12 protein-coding genes and 1 pseudogene are annotated in these 14,705 nt (G+C 44.2%); 1 reads left to right on the top strand and 12 read right to left on the bottom strand.

What is annotated here, in order from left to right; all coding sequences use genetic code 11:
• On the bottom strand, positions 1–1,320 hold the full coding sequence (locus tag T546_RS0106825) for a vWA domain-containing protein (protein WP_026890977.1): 1,320 nt from the start codon (positions 1,318–1,320) through the stop codon (positions 1–3).
• A 27-nt stretch (positions 1,321–1,347) separates the two neighbouring features.
• Entirely contained in the window at positions 1,348–2,319 is a 972-nt protein-coding gene (locus tag T546_RS0106820; protein WP_026890976.1) for a leucine-rich repeat protein, read from the bottom strand.
• 48 nt (positions 2,320–2,367) lie between these two features.
• Here T546_RS0106820 and T546_RS26315 point away from each other — a divergent pair.
• Positions 2,368–2,517, top strand: a pseudogene (locus T546_RS26315) (DUF6783 domain-containing protein).
• A gap of 302 nt (positions 2,518–2,819) precedes the next feature.
• On the opposite strand, the gene larE reads toward T546_RS26315, so the two are convergent.
• The 10 genes from larE to T546_RS0106765 all read right to left on the bottom strand — a co-directional run bounded on the left by larE (position 2,820) and on the right by T546_RS0106765 (position 14,205).
• Positions 2,820–3,635: an ATP-dependent sacrificial sulfur transferase LarE gene (larE, locus tag T546_RS0106815; RefSeq protein WP_026890975.1), complete on the bottom strand. Its 816-nt coding sequence runs from the start codon at positions 3,633–3,635 to the stop codon at positions 2,820–2,822.
• Positions 3,636–3,727: 92 nt separating this feature from the next.
• Positions 3,728–4,171 (bottom strand): MarR family winged helix-turn-helix transcriptional regulator, encoded by a 444-nt coding sequence (locus tag T546_RS0106810; protein ID WP_026890974.1) that lies wholly within the window; start codon positions 4,169–4,171, stop codon positions 3,728–3,730.
• Positions 4,172–4,208: 37 nt separating this feature from the next.
• On the bottom strand, positions 4,209–6,065 hold the full coding sequence (locus T546_RS0106805) for an ABC transporter ATP-binding protein (RefSeq protein WP_026890973.1): 1,857 nt from the start codon (positions 6,063–6,065) through the stop codon (positions 4,209–4,211).
• Positions 6,062–7,792 carry an ABC transporter ATP-binding protein gene (locus T546_RS0106800; RefSeq protein WP_026890972.1) on the bottom strand — a complete coding sequence of 577 codons (1,731 nt, stop codon included), beginning with the start codon at positions 7,790–7,792 and terminating at the stop codon, positions 6,062–6,064. The genes T546_RS0106805 and T546_RS0106800 overlap by 4 nt, the downstream gene beginning before the upstream one ends.
• A gap of 164 nt (positions 7,793–7,956) precedes the next feature.
• Positions 7,957–9,129 (bottom strand): pyridoxal phosphate-dependent aminotransferase, encoded by a 1,173-nt coding sequence (locus T546_RS0106790; protein ID WP_026890971.1) that lies wholly within the window; start codon positions 9,127–9,129, stop codon positions 7,957–7,959.
• Positions 9,113–10,519, bottom strand: a complete 1,407-nt coding sequence (locus T546_RS22970) for an FAD-binding oxidoreductase (protein ID WP_051629644.1) — start codon at positions 10,517–10,519, stop codon at positions 9,113–9,115. The genes T546_RS0106790 and T546_RS22970 overlap by 17 nt, the downstream gene beginning before the upstream one ends.
• 16 nt (positions 10,520–10,535) lie before the next feature.
• Complete coding sequence (locus T546_RS0106780; RefSeq protein ID WP_051629642.1) at positions 10,536–11,480, bottom strand: MetQ/NlpA family ABC transporter substrate-binding protein; 945 nt, start codon at positions 11,478–11,480, stop codon at positions 10,536–10,538.
• Between the two features lie 34 nt (positions 11,481–11,514).
• Positions 11,515–12,474, bottom strand: a complete 960-nt coding sequence (locus T546_RS0106775) for an L-lactate dehydrogenase (protein WP_026890969.1) — start codon at positions 12,472–12,474, stop codon at positions 11,515–11,517.
• Between the two features lie 23 nt (positions 12,475–12,497).
• Positions 12,498–13,178, bottom strand: coding sequence for a methionine ABC transporter permease (locus T546_RS0106770; RefSeq protein WP_026890968.1), 681 nt, complete (start codon positions 13,176–13,178; stop codon positions 12,498–12,500).
• Positions 13,159–14,205, bottom strand: coding sequence for a methionine ABC transporter ATP-binding protein (locus T546_RS0106765; protein WP_026890967.1), 1,047 nt, complete (start codon positions 14,203–14,205; stop codon positions 13,159–13,161). Before T546_RS0106765 ends, T546_RS0106770 begins: the two co-directional genes overlap by 20 nt.
• Positions 14,206–14,705: the final 500 nt, after the last annotated feature.

The raw sequence follows: 14,705 nt of genomic DNA, 5'->3' as shown, positions 1-14,705 counted from the left end.
TTATGAAAGATTTAAATCTTCCTCCGTCAGTATTACCTTCATGGCCCAGCCGGGCACAGAGATGTCCTCATACTGTCCTTCCATAAACACAAAGGCTGTATCGTAGGGCGGCATGGAGACGGGATAAATTCCTTTTCCATCGGTAAAATAAAGAAGGCCCCGGAGCTTTTTAAATACTCCTTTGTTTAAAAGGCCGTTAACATATTCAAAGGCTGGACGAAAATCTGTTCCTCCAAACCCGCTTATGGTGAAATGTTCCATATAATCTTCCATTTCTTCCCGGTTTGTTATGGTTATATCGGAGCGGATCTCTTCATCACACTGAATAATGTGGATATTGACCTTTCTAAAATAGCTTTCTGATTCTGAAAGCATTCCGTAGGTCTCCTCTAAAAATCGTTTTACCAAATCTCCTGACACTGACATGGAGGTATCTATGGCTATTACAAAATCTTCTATTTTAAAAACCTCTCTTGTTTCAAGGGGTTCAATTAATGGCATATTTTCATAAAGCGTCATCCCATAGGTGTAAAATATGGGATCAAAGGAATCGGGATCGACTTCTGCTTCTTCCCGCAGTACTGCGAACTTTTTTAAGAACCGTTTGTAATCGTACCGTTCCCTGTTTTCTGCTTTAATCTGTTCCAGTAAATCTTTGCCGGACTGGGCGTTCTCCTCGCCGAAGGACTCCATTTCCGTCTCCATTTTTTCCCGCATTTCCTGCCACTGGTTCTGCCGCTGTGTACTGACTCTGGGGTCTTCCTCCTCATCCCAACGGTCGTGGCTGTCTACGTAAAATTCTCCAGCCATTCGGAGCAGCTCTTCCTGGGTCAGATTCATTTCCGTTAAGTCCTTATAAATTCCTTCGGCGGTAAATACCTTTCGCCTGGCGGTAATTCTTCCGTAGATTTCTCTCCGGTAAGGGGACTGATGGCGGTAAACAGGCTTTACATAAAAGCTGTCTAAGATGGATTCAATGGCGATGTCGCAGGCCACGTCCCAGAGTATTTTATCCCTGTTTCCTTTCCCATTTAAATGGTTAAACAGGCAGTGGAACAACATGTGTAAGTACGCCCGGTTCACTAAAATCCGGCTGCTTTTGTACATGGAGAATAAAAGATCTGGCTGGTAATAAATGACAAAGCCGTCCGTAGAGAGCACATTGCCCTTTCTATCCGCCTCAAATACAAAGCTGCTTAAGGCAACATCGAGATAGCGGAAATTTATATACAGCTCATTTCTGGCATTCATCAGAATGCCGTGCCCTATCTCTACCTCTTCAAGCTCGTCAAGCTGTCTTTGTCTTACGGGATCGATCATACGGTTCACCAACCTTTCCTTATTTTGTTACAGGGAAAATACCCGTTTTTTTACGGGGAACCGATGACGCCTTAAGTCCATTAAATGACTTAAAAGCTCTGGCTTATCTTCCCTTGATACTATTTCAACAATGAAATCAAATTTATCCTGGTTTTTTGCATATTCCTCCATAAGCCAGAGGAACATGGTCTCATCTTCTATTGCAAGCTTTGATATTTCTTCTATGTGCTCCAATAAATAAGCTTCGTACACCATTCTGTCATGATACAGAAGATTCATGGGGGTGTAAAGCCGGTTTATGACCAGCTCTCCGATGACCCGTTCTGATTCCTGTACCAAAAGGTGAGGGAACAGGGCATCGTATTTATGAAACTGAAAACCGGTCTGGTCAAAGCAGTAACGGTACATATGGCCACAGCCATGCATTTCCCGAATGATAATACGGGCGGGAGTGTGCTCCACCGATTCTTCATACATTTCAGGAAAAACAAGTCTGGCATTGCCCTGGCTGGTGTAATAATTTACATAAAGTAACTGTCTTAATTCTGATAGAATTTCCTTTAAGCAGGAACGCTTTCCGTCTACCAGATGGATATCAAGATAACGCATTCCCGAACAACCGGTAAAGAGCCCGGAGCCTAAGTCTAAAATGGCGGCACTGCATGTTAAGCGAGTCAGCTCAAAACAGTTATAAAATGAGTAATTGCCGATTTTTTCAATTGTCTCCGGCAAATATATTTCTTTCAGTCCTTCCAGGCTTATGGCTGGTGGAAGGTCCTTTTTATCTGTCAAAATGGGGTTTCCCTCTTCGTCACAAAGAAGGATTTCTTCCTCCAGCGACGAAAGCATCTCTTCCCTTCCCCAGCCGCCGGAAAATGCATAGGCTGAAAGCTCGGTCACTGGCCGGCCTCCAATCTGTTCCGGCACTCGGATGAAACCATCAAAGCCTCTGTATCCCAGGATCCGTACGTGGTCATTTATATTCTGATATAAAAACATTTCCAAATCCTTTCCACCAGGGCGTGTCTGAAAGCTCCTTGTATCAAGATGTGCGTTACACTTTGTGGGAGATTTGGCCCAGATGAAGGCGGCGTAGTGGGCTACGCCAACTGAATTTGGACCAAATATGCTGCGAAGTGGGACGTGCAGATTGGTGCAATGAGTTTTCAGACACACCCTGATTGTTTAACAAACTAATATAACAGAAAAACCAGGAAAAAGCAATGGGCTTTTCGTTCCAATACAGTATGCCAGGAACTGAGATAAATTACTAACTTTAAAGCAAAAAGGCGCTTTGACTGGTCTTGGAAAGCCACGCTCAAAGCACCTTTTTTCATACAGAAGCGATGTATATTGTATGCATCTTATAAAAATCTGAATGCAAAAGCCTTACACTCTGATATCACCAAACTGCCGCCACGAAACGTTGGATTTTTCCTACCGATTCGTATGAAGCTTAAGATTTTCTGCCTGTTGCTTCTGCCAAATACTAAGATAGCTTATGATACAACCGCCTCATCAAGCGTAGCATTCATGCTGCCCGTCCGATATCCGTCTAAATCCATGGCTATATAGGAAAACCCAAGCTCGTGAAAATATGGAGTAAACTCTTCCCTTCTTGCCACAAGCTTCTCAAGCTGAGTGGGAAGAACTTCAATTCTTGCAATGGTTCCATGAATTCTAACTCTTACCTGATAAAAGCCCATATCAAGAAGGCGCTGTTCTGCCCTATCAACCATGGAAAGCTTTTCTCTTGAAATAGTCTCCCCATAGACAAAACGGCTGGAAAGACAAGCAAAGGACTGTTTGTCCCAGGTCTTTAATTCCATTTCCTTCGATAACTCCCTGATATCCGCTTTCGATAGCTGGGCATGCCGTAAGGGGCTTTTGATATTTAACTCAGCCACGGCTATAAGACCAGGACGGTAATCCCCGTTGTCGTCCATGTTAGAACCTTCTGCGATTTCCTCGATTCCCTGCTCCTTTGCAATCACGGCGATCTTTTCAAAAAGTTCGTGCTTGCATAAATAGCAGCGGTTCTTCGGATTGCTTTCAAAGCCTTCAATATCCAGTTCTTCACTATCAACGATAAAATGCCGGATTCCTTCCTCCTTGCAAAATTCCATTGCTTCCCGAAGTTCACGCTCCGGAAAGGAGCAGGAACGGGCAGTCACAGCAATGACCTGATCCCCCAGCACCTCATGAGCGGTCTTTAAAAGAAAGGTGGAATCCACGCCTGAGGAAAAAGCCACCGCAAGGCTTCCCATTTCTTTTATATAAGCTCGTAAAACTTCATTTTTTTCCTGTAATGTCATAAGCACTCCTTATTATAAGACCCAAGTTTTTCATAATAAAATTATATCAGTCTCCAGTGTCTTATGTCAATGTATCCTGTGTACAGAACGCCCTATTTTTCCTTCTGGTTATAGGACTCCATATTATCACACATACGTGTCATGACCTTTAAAAAAACTTCAAGCTCTTCTTTTGTTATTCCGTCACTCACAATTTGTTCAAACTGCTCAAACACCTTTTTAATCTCTTTTGCCTCAGCAATTCCTTTATCGGTCAGGCAGATGAGAAATGAGCGTCTGCAGTCCGGGTTGTTCTGTCTGATAAGAAGACCAAGCTTCTCCAGCTTATCTAAGTTCCTTGACATGGTGGTCACTTCAAAATGGCAGTTGTCTGCCAGCTCCTTTTGCGTGACATGATCCTTTAAAAGCAGATAATATAAAATCCTGGCCTGCCCCTGTCCCGGCGTTAGTCCGAACTCAGATAAAAGCGGTGAAAATATTTGCTTTCTCGCTCTTTCCCCTCGTGCCATCAGCTCTCTGATATAATGATTTCCCATCCATTGCCTCCTTTTTCGGCTTCCTTTGTTTCTTCATTTATTCCAGTTCAAAATGTCCCATATGAAGATTATAATACTTTCCCTGCTGTTCCAGCAACTCTTCATGGCTACCACGCTCAATAATTTCTCCCTGTTCCAGAACAAGAATGGCTTTTGAATTTCTTACGGTGGAAAGACGATGGGCGATTACAAACACCGTCCGGTCTTTCATAAGAGCGTCCATTCCCTTTTCAATCAGCTTCTCTGTCCTGGTGTCAATGGAGCTGGTGGCTTCATCTAAAACAAGAACAGGCGGCTGTGAGATAGCAGCCCTTGCAATGGCAATCAGCTGTCTTTGTCCCTGGGATAAATTCCTTCCGTCGCTCTCCAAAAGCGTATCGTATCCATTTGGCAGACGTCTTATAAAGGAATCTGCATTGGCGATTCTAGCGGCCTCCAGCACATCCTCTTCGGGTGCATTCAGCCTTCCGTAACGAATGTTGTCCGCAATGGTCCCTGTGAACAAATGAGTGTCCTGAATGACCAGGGAAATGGAACGCCTTAAATCATCCTTCTTTATATCTCTGATATCAATTCCATCGTAGGTAATGGTTCCTCTGTCAATTTCATAGAAACGGTTCACCAGATTGATGATGGTTGTTTTACCGGCACCAGTGGAACCCACAAATGCAATTTTCTGACCTGGCTTTGCATAAAGGCTGATTCCATTTAATATGGCATGGTCCTTATTATACCCAAATACCACATCGTGGAAACGGACGTCTCCCTTTAAGGAAATTAATTGATATTCCCCATTTTCCCCAGGGACCTTCCAGGCAAAATGTCCGGTATAGTTATCTGTCTCTGAAAGACTTCCATCTTCCCGTTCCATGACCCGTTTTAATGTTACCCTGCCTTCATCAACCTCTGGCTCTGTTTCCATCATATCAAATATCTTTTCCGCACTTGCCAGGGCTACCATGAGAAAATTAATCTGATTGGTAAACTGATTCATTGGCATAGCGCTCTGTCTTACATAAACAAGATAAGAGGCAAGTGTTCCGATATTAATAAGTCCCGATAAAGCAAAGAGACCTCCGATACAGGCGGATACCGCATAGTTAATATAGGAAAGAGAAACAATGGTCGGCACTGTAATCCCAGTATAGGTGGTAGCCATGGTAGAGGAAATCCGAAGCTTTTCGTTAAACTCACAGAATTTTTCAAAATCCTGTTTCTCATGGCAGAATACCTTCTCCACCTTCTGACCTTCTACCATTTCCTCGATAAAACCATTGATGTTACCCAGGTTTTTCTGCTGCTGGGTGAAATATTTCTTGCTCAGTATCCCATTGTGCCGGATATAGATCAGCATGATAAGAAGAAAGACTATTACGATGAGAGAAAGCCTGACATCCAGCACAATCAGCATAATAACAGTTCCCACCGATGTAATAAAGCTTTGGATCAGCAGGGTAAAGCTGTTATTTAAGGCCTCTGAAATGGTATCTACATCATTTGTAAAATGGCTCATTAACTCCCCATGGGTATGGGTATCAAAATATTTAAGAGGCAGCTTCTGGGTCTTTCGGAATAAATCCATTCGGATTTCTCCCACCACCCGTTGGGAAACACGGACCATCATCCGGTTATAAAGGAGACAGGAGGTGGCCCCAAACAGATAGATGAGTCCCATAAATGTGATCATACGGATAAGTCCCGGTATGTCTCCAGGTACGATATAATCGTTGATTACCGGCTTTAACAGATACGTTCCCGCAATGCTTGAAACTGCACTGATACATACCAGCATGGCAATTACTGCCATGGAGCGTTTGTGATGCCCGATGTATGTTAATAAGTGAATGAGTGCTTTTTTTGCGTCCTTTGGTTTTGCTCTTCCTACTGGTTTCATTCGGCCTGGTTCCCTCCTTTCTGCTGGGAATAAAAGATATCCTGATATATTTCATTTTCTTTCAGAAGCTTATCGTGAGTTCCGATTCCATTGATTCTGCCATCGTCCAGGATGATGATCTGATCTGCATTCATTACAGAAGAAATTCTCTGGCTGATCATAATCTTTGTCATGCCAGGAAGCTCCTTTTCCAGACCCTCTTTTATCTTAGCCTCTGTTGCTGTATCAAGTGCGCTTGTGGAATCGTCAAGAATCAATACCTTCGGTTCCTTTAAAATGGCTCTGGCAATGCATAATCTCTGCTTTTGTCCGCCCGATACATTGACTCCGCCCTGTCCAAGCTCTGTCTCATATCCATGTTCAAGACGGTCCAGGAATTCATCCACACAGGAGATTCTCACTGCACGGTCCAGTTCTTCGTCCGTTGCATGTTCCTTTCCCCAGTAAAGATTTTCTCTTACCGTGCCGGAAAATAAAGTATTCTTTTGAAGCACCATGGCAATGGAATCCCTTAAATGCTCCTGAGTATATTCATAAATGGGGTGATCATCAATATAAATGTTTCCTGAGGTAGCTTCATAAAGCCTTGGAATCAGTTGAACCAAAGTGCTTTTTGCCGCACCTGTCTGCCCAATGATACCTATGGTCTGCCCCGGCTCTATCTGAAAAGAGATATCGGATAACACGTATTCCTTGGCCGTATCCTTGTATTTAAAATACACATGATCAAATCGAATGGAACCCTTTTCTATGGTAACGTCTGTCGCCCGATCATCATTAATGGCCGGCTCTTCATCAAGAACCTCAGAGATGCGCTTCCATGAGGTCAGGGAACGGGTAAACAAAAGAAACACATTAGAAAACATCATAAGGGAATTTAAGACCTGTAGCACGTAGCTTAAAAAGCTGGTAAGGGCTCCTACCTTCATATCTCCTAGGATGACCATGTTCCCGCCAAACCATAAAATGCTTAAAATGGTTCCATACATCACATACTGCATGGCAGGCATATTTAAAGATGCCAGGGTAAAGGACCGTTCCGACGAGCATTGAAGGCTTTTATTTACCTCCTGGAACTTCTCGATCTCGTGGTCGCCTCTTACATATGCCTTAACCACTCGAATGGCTGTAAGATTCTCCTGAATGATCCGGTTTACCATATCCATGGCGCCCTGCATTTTGCCGTAAAGAGGTCTTACATTTTTTATAATAAAGAAAAGGATGATGGCCAGAGTTGGAGCGGCCAGAAAGAATACAAGAGCCAGCCTGGGATTTATGCGAAAAGAGACCACCATGGCTGTTATCATCATCACAGGAGAACGAAATCCCGGCCTCATTCCATTGGTAATGGAATTTTGAATGGCTGTAATATCACTGGTCAGCCTTGTGACTAGAGAAGGCGTGCTGAAACGGTCCGTATTGGCAAAGGAATAGGTCTGCATTTTTTGAAATTCCGCCATTCGGATCTGGGCGCCGATTCCGCTTCCGCAGCGAGCCGTATACCGGGCGCAGGCATGACCTAGAATCAGGGAAATCACGGCAAATGCCACCATCTGGAGCCCTTTGACCAGTATGTAGTGCTTATCACCATTTGCCACACCCACATCGATGATGTCGGCCATGACCATGGGGATGACCAGTTCAAAAATGGTCTCCGCCTGGATGCAGATAACTGCCAGAATAAATTCTCTTTTGTACTTTTTCGCGTAAAGCAGCAGATTGTTCATGTTAGTTTCTCCACGTTGTTATTTTTTAGTTGCACGTGCAACAATTGCACCTACAACTATTATATGGCTCTTTTTCCGTTTGTCAATGGTAATCATGGGGAGTCGCAGAAAAGAAGGGCCAAAATCCAGAATCCGGATCTTAGCCCTTTTTGCTATATGAATCATTACCTGCTGCCAGCAGGCATCTTTTTTCTAATCTGGGAAAGCCGGTCAAGAGCCTCCTTTAACGTAGCATCTTTTTTTGCAAAATGGAACCGGATCAAATGGTTCACTGGCTCCTTAAAAAAGCTGGAACCCGGAACAGCACCGACTCCCACTTCCTTGGCCAGGACTTCGCAAAACTCCAGATCGCTGTCATAATGAAACTCTCCGATGTCCATGAGCACATAATATGCTCCTTCCGGCACCGTATGAACCAGCCCAATGTCATCAAGCCCTTTGAGAAACAGCTCCCTCTTCTTTGTATACTTCAGACGCAGGCTTTCATAATAATCCGGTCCGAACTTTAACCCAGGAATTACAGCCTCCTGTAGTGGGGCTGCCGCTCCTACCGTAAGGAAATCATGAACCTTTCTCGCCACATCAATGATCTCAGGAGATGCAATGATATACCCCAGCCGCCATCCTGTGATGGAATAAGTTTTAGATAAGGAGCTGCAGGAAATGGTCCGCTCCCACATGCCTGGAAGGGAGGCAATATAAGTATGACTGTGAGGCTCATAAACAATGTGCTCATACACCTCATCTGCAATCACATAAACATCATATTTGATGGCAAGCTCTGCAATGAAGGTCAGCTCCTCTAAAGTAAATACCTTTCCGCAGGGATTGGAAGGATTGCAGAGAATCAGGGCCTTTGGCTGTTTTTGAAATGCAGCCTCCAGCTCATCCCTGTCAAAATGAAACAAGGGCGGATGAAGCGGTACATAAATAGGCTCCGCTCCGGATAACAAAGCATCTGCTCCATAATTTTCATAAAACGGAGAAAACACAATGACCTTATCTCCAGGATTTGCTACGGTCATCATGGCAGCCATCATGGCCTCTGTGCTTCCGCAGGTAACTACGATTTCCTTATCCGGATCTATCTCATGGCCCATTGGCCCGGACTGTTTCTCAGCCAGTGCTTCCCTGAAATTCTGTGCTCCCCAGGTAATGGAATACTGATGAAAATCTTCTTCTGTCACTTCCTTTAAGCGATTAAGGATTTCTTTTGGCGGTTCAAAATCCGGGAATCCCTGGGATAAGTTGACCGCTCCGTATTGACTGGATATCCGGGTCATCCTTCGAATGACGGAATCCGTAAATCCTGCCGTCCGTTCAGACAGTTTCTGCATGTTCCTTGCCTCCTGTTATGTATGATTTCCCATAATTCAATATGCCTTTGGGATCAAGGGCTTCTTTGATCCGGTTCATGACCACCAGATTTTCACTGGAAGTACCGGAAAGAAAATAAGGACGCTTTGACAGCCCGATTCCATGCTCCCCAGAGGTAAGACCTCCAAGCTCAAAAGCCTTCTCATAGACCAGCTTCATATTTTCCTTAAGCTCCCTTTTCCACGTTTCCTCATCCCGTTCTCCCCGAACCAGGCAAAGATGGATGTTCCCATCCCCGGCATGACCAAAGCAGATCATCTGCATGTTTTTCTCCCGCTCCAGCTGGTTGACATAATCAATGAATTCACTGCTTTTATCAATTGGCACCACAATATCCACCGGCTCCTGCTGGGAAACTGCTTCCACTGCTTTTACAAGCGCTCCCCTCACCTTCCAGATTCCATCAGAAAGCTCCTTATTCCGTAGAAAGATGTAATCCATAGCTCCCTGTGCCATTACAAGCTCTTTCGCCCTATTAGCAGAAGCCTCTACCTCTTCCTCTCTTCCATCAAAGGTCAGAAGGATATAAGAAGCGGCATCCGGCCTTGGATATCGGATTCCTAAGAATTCCTCCCCCAGGCTTATGACCTTTCGTTCCACGAATTCCACTGCCGTCGGATTGACATTTGCCTTCAAAATGGATAGTACATTTCGAATCCCCACGGAAAGACTCCCAAATGGAACCAGGACGCTTAGAGAGGTCTCCGGCTTTGGCAGGAGCTTTAAAATACATTTGGTGATGACTGCAAGGGTTCCTTCCGAACCAATGATTAAGTTCTTTAAGGACAGTCCGCTGGCATCCTTAACATTCCTGCTCCCCACAGTGAGTATAGTGCCGTCAGCTAAAACCAGCTCCAGTCCTCTGACATAATCCCTGGTCACACCATATTTTACAGCCCTCATGCCTCCCGCATTGGTACTGATATTCCCCCCTAACGTGGATTCCTTTTCTCCCGGGTCAGGCGGGTAGAAAAATCCTTCTCCCTCCACATAGGCCTGAAAGTCCTTAAGAAGCACTCCAGGCTCCACCTCAGCAGTTAGAGTATCCTTATCAAGGGAAAGAATCTGGTTCATTCTGGATAGATCAAGAATGATACCACCCTCCATTGGTACCGTTGAACCTACCAGATTGGTACCTGCGCCTCTTGGAGTCACCGGTATTTCATGCTCCCACGCATACCTTAGAATCTGGCTCACTTCTTTTGTAGAGACAGGAAGGACAAGAGCATCCGCCCTGCCCTTTAATCGCCCCAGACTATCGCTTAAAAACCTGGGTTGCAATGGTTCAAATGCAATGCGCGTATCATCTGAAATGATATCAGCCAATTCATTTTTCTCTATGTCCTTCACTGTTTCCCCATCCTTTTTATTTGTTTAATAAATCCTGATCCCAGCCAGCCTTAATGAAATAGCCGCCAAAGGTATCGTTAAATATTTTCTCTGTTTCTTCAGACTGGAACGTTTTAACAATTTTCTCATATACCGCTTTTTTCTCAGGATCAGCAAGATCTTCTGTACGGGCTGCAATCAGATTCCAGTAGTTTTCTTCCTCAAGACTGGTATCCTTAAAGATAGCCTCATCCGTCTTTAAGCCGAAATCAAGGGCAAAGTTTCCATTGATAATTCCTGCTGTCACATCTGCTAATGTAGATGGAATGGTATTGGCTGCAAGCTCCTGGATTTTGATTTTTACTGTATACTCTTCAATGTCATCCACAGTAGGGCTAAAACCGGCATCTTTCTTAATCTTAATAAGTCCGGCAGATTCAAGCACCTTTAAGGCACGGCCGCCATTTGTCACATCATTTGGAATGGCTACGGTATCTCCATCCTTAATCTCAGATACGGATTTTACCTTGCTGGAATAAAGGTTTAAGGGAATGATAAAGGTGTTTCCGATTGGCTCAATTTTATAGCCATTGCTCTCAATTTCTTTCTGTAAGAAAATGCGGTGCTGGAATGCATTTAAGTCTATTTCACCATTTGCCAGTGCATTATTAGGTGTTACATAATCGGAGAACTGTACAATGTCCAGATTGATTCCTTCCTTTTTCAGGGCTTCCTTTGTCGGAGCCCAAAGCTCTTCATAAATACTCCCAACAACTCCAAGCTTAATTGTTACAGGCTCTGCCTTTGTGTCGGTTGTCTCGGCCTGTGAACTCCCCTGGGCCGTGGTTTCTGCCTCTTTGGTCTCTGCTGTGCTGGAATCCTTTGCTGCGGTCGTTTCCGCTCCTTTTGCTCCGCAGGCCGTTAAAGAAAGAGTCAGTGCAGCTGCAGATAAAGTAAGTGTAATCCATTTTTTCAGTTTCATAATTGTTTCCTCCATTGTTTTGTCATTGTTATTGTTATAAAGTCAGTGCCAACTCAAAATTCTCTTTCATGGTCTGACAGGACTTATGAAATTCTTCCAGTTCCTCTTCTGTTAAGTTCAGTTCTATCACATCTGCCACTCCATGGCGGTTTAACAGGGATGGAACGCTTGCATAAACACCAGTTTCTCCATACTGTCCCGTAAGCAGTGTGGACACGGGAAGAATCCGGTTCTCATCACCAAATACTGCCCTTACCACCTCTGCAATGGCAGCCCCAATTCCAAATTCCGTGGACCCTTTTCCTGCTAAAATATGCCAGCCGCCAGCTTTTCCTTCTGCTGCTATGGATTTTAAATCCAGTGTTCCATACCGTTCTGGCTGTTCCTCCATGAGCTGGAACAAAGGCTTTCCTCCAATGGTCACCGCTGACCAGGCTGCCATCTGACTCTCCCCATGCTCCCCAAGGGCATACGCCAGTATGGATTTCTGATCCACTCCTACTACCTCTGAAATCGCTCTTCTAAGCCTTGCGCTGTCCAGTGTGGTACTGGTGGAAAGGATTTTCTCTGCCGGATAATCAAGGGCTTTTTGAATGTAGTGAGTCACCACATCCGCAGGATTTGAAATATTCAAGATAATCCCGTGAAACCCTGAGGTCCGTATGCCCTCCACTACATCTTTGATTATGGCTATGGTATCCCGAAGGGTATCCATTCTTGTCTGGCCTTTACTCATATCAGGCAAGGGGCCTGCGGCTACAATAAACAAATCTCCGTCTGCTGCATCTGTGTAATTACCAGCTCTGACCAAACATCGTTTTTGCAAGTAGACAGTGGAATCAAACAGATCCATAGCCTGAGCCCTGGCCTTATTTTCATCGACATCTATATATACGATTTCTTCACATAGCCCTTGAGAAATTAAAGCGTAACCCGCATGAGAACCAACATGACCGGCACCTGCAATGATGATTTTCCTTTTTTGAAGCTCCATGTTCTACCTCCTTATATAGGCCCTTAATGGGTATTCTTCTTCACAACCCGGTTACCAATGATCTGAATAACACTTACCATGAGTACCAGGACCAAAACGGTCACATACGTCACGTCCGTCTGGTTTCTGTCATGGCCATATCGTATGGCATAATCTCCAAGACCCCCAGCTCCTACGACTCCTGCCATGGCTGTAAGACCAAGAAGGCTGATGGCTGTTATGGTAGTTCCTCTGGCGATTCCTGCAATGCTCTCCCTTAAATACACACTGAAAATGATTTCCATAGGACTTTTCCCCATGGAAAGGGCTGCTTCTATGAGCCCATGATCAATTTCTGCCAGCGCGCTTTCAATCTGTCTTGCAAAAAATGGTACCGTTCCAAAAACTAAAGGAACGATAGCCCCCTCAACCCCGATAGCCGTCCCCATAATAAATCTGGAGACCGGCATAACTCCCGTTAACAGGATGATAAATGGAATGGAACGGAAGAAATTAATCACCTTATCAAGCACCTGATGAATTCCTTTATTAGCCAGTATTCCACCCGGCCTTGTCACGGTAATGGTCACACCAAATACCATGCCTAAGACAAAGGAAATGGAGCCAGACCAGAGTGCCATAATAAGGGTATCTCCAATGGCCTGATAAAAGGTAGGAAGCTTTCCCATCACGTTTGGAATGAAACTATGTAGTATATCCTGCATCTTTAATCACCTCCACTCCTACATTTTTCTCAGCCAGATAATTCATTGCCAAATTAATCTGCTCCCGTTCCCCGCTCATAATAGCTACGGTTCCTCCAATGGGAGCATCCTGAACAATCTCTATATCGGAAAATATGATATTAAGGTCAATGTCAAAGGCTCTGGAAACCGTTGAGATTAAAGGCTCTGAAACATTCTTTTCTACATAAGAGAGACGGACGATCATCTCTCCCGGCTTTAATCTGGTCACAGGCGAATCCTCTGCCAAAAGACCTTCGATCTTCTGTAAATTAGAGGTGGTACGGATAAAATCCCTGGTAACCGGTTCCTTGGGACTTGCAAAGATGGAAAATACCTCTCCCTCCTCCACAACCTTTCCTCTCTCCATAACTGCCACCCGCCCGCAGATTTCCTTAATGACAGCCATCTCATGGGTAATGACAACAACGGTGATGCCCAGCTGCTTATTTACCTTTTTCAAGAGCTGTAGAATCGCTTTTGTGGTCTGAGGATCCAGTGCACTGGTGGCTTCGTCACACAAGAGGACCTTAGGGTCATTAGCCAGTGCCCTTGCAATGGCTACCCTTTGCTTTTGTCCGCCGGAAAGCTGGTTTGGATAGGCATTTTCTTTATCTTCGATATCTACAAGACGTAAAAGTTCCCGAACCTTCTTTTCCTTATCCTCCCGGCTGAGGCTGCTTCCCTTTAGAGGAAACGCCACGTTTCCAAACACCGTTCTGGAGGGCATCAAATTAAAATGCTGAAATATCATTCCGATTCCTTTTCTGGCAGTCCGAAGCTCTTTAGCGGACAGAGCGGTAAGCTCCTTGGAATCCACTGTCACCGTACCCTTTGTTGGCACCTCTAATAAATTGATGCACCGTACCAGAGTGGACTTTCCGGCTCCAGAAAAACCGATAATTCCAAATATTTCTCCTTTATCAACGGATAAAGATACATCTGAAATCGCATGGACCTGACCCTCACCGGTTCCAAAGACCTTAGATATATTCTTAAGTTCAATCATATAATTCCTCCCTTATATAGAAAAAAACAGGCTCCCTAAGGCTCCCGTTTTTGGTAAGTGGTAAAAGGATGCTGTAAGTAAGCATTCCTTACTTGCCTGAATGGGAGTACAAAAAATAGAGATGATCGCAGCACATCAGAGACATGGCCATAGTCATGTTCCTTGCTCTTTTGGATAAACAACACGCTGCATGCATCATTCTATTCATAGGGTCTCCCGTCTATACTCACTAACATACTGGTTTTGTTGGTATAATAGCACCATGCCACTTTCTTGTCAACAAGGAATTTATAAATATTCATTTCCTGTATAATAATTTCATATAAAAAACGTGCAGGCTACAGGTAATCCTGTAATCTGCACGTTTCATATATTTGATGTTCGATATGTTTGATGTTTAATATACTTGATATTTAATATGTTTGATGTTTTGTATGCTTGATGCTTAATATGCTTGATGCTTAATATGCTTGATATTTAATATACTTGTTATTTATTAT

This window comes from [Clostridium] aerotolerans DSM 5434 (assembly GCF_000687555.1).
In the GTDB taxonomy this organism is placed as follows: Bacteria; Bacillota; Clostridia; order Lachnospirales; family Lachnospiraceae; genus Lacrimispora; species Lacrimispora aerotolerans.
Note: the sequence above shows the minus strand (reverse complement) of the source record. Positions and strands in the feature narration are given on the sequence as shown.

Excerpts from the sequence above, each read along its gene's own strand:
- T546_RS0106825 (WP_026890977.1), bottom strand. The coding sequence starts at position 1,320 with ATGATCGATCCCGTAAGACAAAGACAGCTTGACGAGCTTGAAGAGGTA.
- T546_RS0106820 (WP_026890976.1), bottom strand. The coding sequence starts at position 2,319 with ATGTTTTTATATCAGAATATAAATGACCACGTACGGATCCTGGGATAC.
- larE (WP_026890975.1), bottom strand. The coding sequence starts at position 3,635 with ATGACATTACAGGAAAAAAATGAAGTTTTACGAGCTTATATAAAAGAA.
- T546_RS0106810 (WP_026890974.1), bottom strand. The coding sequence starts at position 4,171 with ATGGGAAATCATTATATCAGAGAGCTGATGGCACGAGGGGAAAGAGCG.
- T546_RS0106805 (WP_026890973.1), bottom strand. The coding sequence starts at position 6,065 with ATGAAACCAGTAGGAAGAGCAAAACCAAAGGACGCAAAAAAAGCACTC.
- T546_RS0106800 (WP_026890972.1), bottom strand. The coding sequence starts at position 7,792 with ATGAACAATCTGCTGCTTTACGCGAAAAAGTACAAAAGAGAATTTATT.
- T546_RS0106790 (WP_026890971.1), bottom strand. The coding sequence starts at position 9,129 with ATGCAGAAACTGTCTGAACGGACGGCAGGATTTACGGATTCCGTCATT.
- T546_RS0106780 (WP_051629642.1), bottom strand. The coding sequence starts at position 11,480 with ATGAAACTGAAAAAATGGATTACACTTACTTTATCTGCAGCTGCACTG.
- T546_RS0106775 (WP_026890969.1), bottom strand. The coding sequence starts at position 12,474 with ATGGAGCTTCAAAAAAGGAAAATCATCATTGCAGGTGCCGGTCATGTT.
- T546_RS0106770 (WP_026890968.1), bottom strand. The coding sequence starts at position 13,178 with ATGCAGGATATACTACATAGTTTCATTCCAAACGTGATGGGAAAGCTT.
- T546_RS0106765 (WP_026890967.1), bottom strand. The coding sequence starts at position 14,205 with ATGATTGAACTTAAGAATATATCTAAGGTCTTTGGAACCGGTGAGGGT.